General features: G+C 62.8%; 3 protein-coding genes. All 3 read right to left on the bottom strand.

The genetic code is table 11. From position 1 onward, the window contains the following. Window positions 1-65: 65 nt before the first annotated feature. The 3 genes from EOA36_RS30770 to EOA36_RS30760 all read right to left on the bottom strand — a co-directional run bounded on the left by EOA36_RS30770 (window position 66) and on the right by EOA36_RS30760 (window position 3,600). Window positions 66-485 (bottom strand): DUF2958 domain-containing protein, encoded by a 420-nt coding sequence (locus EOA36_RS30770; protein WP_126101827.1) that lies wholly within the window; start codon window positions 483-485, stop codon window positions 66-68. A gap of 213 nt (window positions 486-698) precedes the next feature. Beyond that, window positions 699-1,661 carry a zincin-like metallopeptidase domain-containing protein gene (locus EOA36_RS30765; RefSeq protein WP_126101828.1) on the bottom strand — a complete coding sequence of 321 codons (963 nt, stop codon included), beginning with the start codon at window positions 1,659-1,661 and terminating at the stop codon, window positions 699-701. A gap of 787 nt (window positions 1,662-2,448) precedes the next feature. Next, window positions 2,449-3,600, bottom strand: coding sequence for a porin (locus tag EOA36_RS30760; RefSeq protein WP_126101829.1), 1,152 nt, complete (start codon window positions 3,598-3,600; stop codon window positions 2,449-2,451). Window positions 3,601-3,606: the final 6 nt, after the last annotated feature.

Below are 3,606 nucleotides of genomic sequence, written 5' to 3'. Positions count from 1 at the left end.
GGTTGGGTGGAGGTTTCCCCGCCGCAAAGGCCACGAGGCCGGCGCGGGCGGGACGGTTTTCGCACCTAGCGGCGCGTCTGTTCCGCCGTATCCGGCGGAAGCTCGGAATGGGGTTTTGCAAGCCCGTCTGCTGCCTGTTGCAGCAGACGCTCCTCCTCGGTGATGTGGCCGGCGTGGCGCGCGGCTTCGGCATAGACAGAGAGCGGAAACCGCCCCTGAAAATAGAGGTCGCGCTCGATGCCGAGCCCAAGCCGGCCCTTGACGCTTTCAAGTTCGGCAAGGCTGACGTTGCCGAGTTCCGGAAAGCCGAATCCGAGGTCGCAAAGCCCGAACAGTGTGTCGCCGTCCATATCGAGTTCGGTCAGAAGCCAGGTCGCCGGCCCGGTCGGATCGAACAGTTTCAGCACCGGAACATGGTCGTTTTCCTTGTCGGCCGCGCCATTGGCGAGCAGTTGGGCGCAAAGGTCGTCGGTGATCAGGATCATGGCAAAGTTCCTTGTCAGAACAGGTCGGTTTGGTTGCGTATGCACTCGTCCAAGAGGCCGAGATCGGGTGATTTCTGCTCCGCGCGCGGGCGCATCGGCGCGTTCGTGAGAAGGCAAAATCGGTCGCGCGTGTTGACGGGCCGCTCACCGGAATGAGGGTCTCGTCGCCTTCCGGCGTCGTCTCGGTCGGCAGCGTTTGGGGATTGCGCGCACTCATGCCGCGATCTCCTGCTGATCGCTGCCTTGGGCATCGGCGTTAGCGCCGAGCAGGAAATCGGCGGCTTTCGAGGCGTAGCTGGCGGCGCGGAAGATGGCGCGGTTGTCCTCGCGCAGCACCGTCAGCCATGAGCCGATGTAGTCGGCATGGCGCACGGTCGGCTCGATGCCGAGCGTGGTACAGACAAAGGCGGCGGCGATTTCGGCGACCAGTTCCTCGCGCGCATAGGCCTTGCAGCCGAACGAACCGGAAAGATCGCGCGCAAGCCGCGTCGGGTGTCCGGTCCAGTGGCCAAGCTCGTGGAAGCAGCTGCGGTAATAGTCGATCTGGTGGAAGAAAGCGGGCTGCGGCGGCACCTGAATGAAGTCGCTGCCCGGCATGTAGAAAGCGCGATCGCAGCCGATGCGAAAGTCAGCGCCGGTTGCATGAATCAGCGCCTCGGCCTGCGGGATCATCTCGCGTTCTGGCAGCGGTTGGGCGGCGGCATAGAGGTGGTCGGGCAGGTTGTCGCACTGCGCGACATTGAAGACGGTGAAGCGCTTCAGATAAGGCACCGCCTGCGGCTCGTCACCATCGGCCTTGGCGCGTTCCTTCTCGTCCTTGGGAACAAAGCGGTCGGCATGGACGATGGTGGTGCCGTGTTCGCCCTTCCTGACATTGCCGCCAAGCGCAAGCGCCTGGCGGAAGGTGAGCCAGTTCTGGCTACAGAAACCGCGCTCGATGACCGCGCCCCAAAGGATCAGGATATTGATGCCGGAATAGGCGCGCCCGCTGGCCGCGTTCTTCGGCAGGCCGAGGCCGGCCTTTGCGCTGCCCCATGGCTTGACCCATGGCACGGTGCCGCGCTCCAGTTCGGCGATGATGCGGTCGGTGATTTCCTGATAAAGGCTGGCACCCGTGCGCCCGCCGCTGCCCGCGCCAGCCTTTCGGCTGCCGGAACGCTTGCTGTTTGCACGCATCGTCTGGTCCTCCGCTCTTCAATTCCGCGCCCTCCCCGGAAGCGGGGTGGGCGGCGAAAGCGACCGGAAAGGCCCGACGTCAAAGGCGAACCGCATCCGAAGGACCGGAACGAAGAGGAGGACCCGGAGCGGCAAGCGAAGGGTTGCGGGATGCCGCGGCGGGCCTAGAAGGGAGTGCCGCCCACCCCGCGCCACCGGGGAAGGCCAGCACAAAAAACCACGCCGGCCGAGAGGCCGGCGACCGTCAGCAGCCGAAAGGCTGCCTCTCGCCAGGGGGCGAAGCCGCAGGGCCGAGACCGCCTGAGCTTGCCGAAGACAAGCGGGCTCGGTTCACGAGCACCCGGCGCGCGCCACAAGGCGCGCGGGCGCCCCTATGCCGGCTAGTTGCAAATGTCCCTTCGGCGCGGTGGTTTATGAGGTCGCAAGCTCGGCCAGATGGCAAAGATCGCCGAGAAAACCAGTGCCACTCGTCCAAATCTGACGGACCAGGCATGGGAACTGATCTGAGCGTTGAGCCGTCCGCTCGAGGGTGAGGTGATCAATGCGATGCGCTACCGGCTTGCGGCCGGATGCTGCCGATCTGTCTCGCTCACGCGAGTCTGATGACGACCCGCAAAAAAAGGGCGCCCGGGAACAGGGCGCCCCTTCTCATCGACGAAAGGCTCGGATTGGAGGTCCGTGATCAAGCACTTCCCCGACAATTTCTTCAAGCCTCACCACAATGGTTCAGCCACAAATTGAAGGCTCGCAGTTACCGCTTCGAACGCGGCGAACGGCCCTTCAATCCTCAGAACGAGCGCTGGAAGCGGAGGAGGCCGCCGATGCTGTTCTTCTTGTCGGCAGCGGTCCAGTTGCCGAACGGCGTGCCGTCGTTGAAGTGACCGTAGTGATCGTAGTCAACTTCCGCGGTGACCGTGAGACCGGGGACGACGTCGTAAGCGACGTTAGCCGCCACGCCATAGTTCTTGTCCTGGTCACCCGAAACCTGCAGGTTGAACGACGTCTTGGGATTGAACTTGTAGGTACCGCCGGCCCACCAGGCCCAGTGACCGCCCCACTGCTTGTAGAAGTCGCGACCGCTTGCGAAATCGAGCGAATTCTTGTCGGTGCCGTAGCCGAACATGGCGAACAGCGACAGCTCGCTGGTCACGTTGAAGTCAGCTCGAACCTTGCCGGCCCATTCTTCGTAGTTGCTGTCATAGGCGACGACGCCGGCGATGGCACCCCAGCCCTGCGTGTACTTCACACCGCCGACGACATGCGGAACATAGCTGTCGATCGTGCCCACGTAGAAGACATTATTGACGTCGACCGAACCTTCTTCGAGCGAGATCACGGCCGAGAAGCCGTTGCCGGCATCAAAGTTGTACTGGATGAGGTTCGTGGAGAAATCACCATAAGGAACGATGGTGTCGTTGAGAACGTTGCCGGCATAGCCGATGAACGAGTCAAAGGCCGAATCATCCAAACCGACCCGGAGCCCACCAAGCTGGATCCAGGCAAAATCCATCGTAACGCCCTTGTTGTGGGCCTGATTGCCGTCTTCGCCAGCGTAGTAGGCGCTGTTGCCGAAGTTGAATTTCGTCTGGGTGTAGGTCTTCAACGTGCCGAGCTCAGTTTCCTGGCCGGTCCAGGTCTTCAGCGCGAAGCGGGCGTTCTTGTGCCAGGTGCCCTGGTCCTTGCCGTTGAGAACGTCTGTCGAACGTGCGCCATCGAAGCTGCCGACATCGCCAGCGCTGATGTCGTAACGGACATAGCCGCCAATGCGCAGGCAGGTTTCGGTGCCGGGGATGTAGAAGTAGCCAGCGCCGTAGACGTCGCAGATCTTGACGTATTCAGCCGGTTCCGGCTCGGCGACGACGACGGCGTCGGCGGCGCGCGCACCGGAAACTGCGATCAGGGCCGCAGCGGAGCCGAGAAGTAGGCTCTTGATGTTCATACTTGA

This window comes from Mesorhizobium sp. M8A.F.Ca.ET.021.01.1.1 (assembly GCF_003998025.1).
Classification (GTDB): domain Bacteria; phylum Pseudomonadota; class Alphaproteobacteria; order Rhizobiales; family Rhizobiaceae; genus Mesorhizobium.
Note: the sequence above shows the minus strand (reverse complement) of the source record. Positions and strands in the feature narration are given on the sequence as shown.

What these genes read in the sequence shown, in the direction of transcription:
- EOA36_RS30770 (WP_126101827.1), bottom strand. Translation starts at nt 485, where the DNA reads ATGATCCTGATCACCGACGACCTTTGCGCCCAACTGCTCGCCAATGGC.
- EOA36_RS30765 (WP_126101828.1), bottom strand. Translation starts at nt 1,661, where the DNA reads ATGCGTGCAAACAGCAAGCGTTCCGGCAGCCGAAAGGCTGGCGCGGGC.
- EOA36_RS30760 (WP_126101829.1), bottom strand. Translation starts at nt 3,600, where the DNA reads ATGAACATCAAGAGCCTACTTCTCGGCTCCGCTGCGGCCCTGATCGCA.